This is a genomic window from Flavicella sediminum (assembly GCF_006381105.1).
Taxonomy (GTDB): domain Bacteria; phylum Bacteroidota; class Bacteroidia; order Flavobacteriales; family Flavobacteriaceae; genus Flavicella; species Flavicella sediminum.
In genome coordinates, this window is the sequence record NZ_VDET01000061.1 from 1,627 (window position 1) to 1,890 (window position 264).

Here is a 264-nt window from a genome sequence, read left to right on the forward strand (position 1 = left end):
TACTTACTTAGAAAATTTAACTCCTATTCTCAAAAACATCATTTTTACGATATTTTCAGTAAAACATATAATTTGCAATTTATTTTTCAACAAAACACACAAATACGCAAATAAAAACTGCGAAAACACGTGTTTAAATACGTAAGACAAAAACAAACACGTAAAAAATACTTAGATTTTTTCTTGAAAAACTTTTTTATTACGTAGAACTACGTATATTTGCCTCAGTATTAATCAAAACTATATTATCATTTTAAATTATCA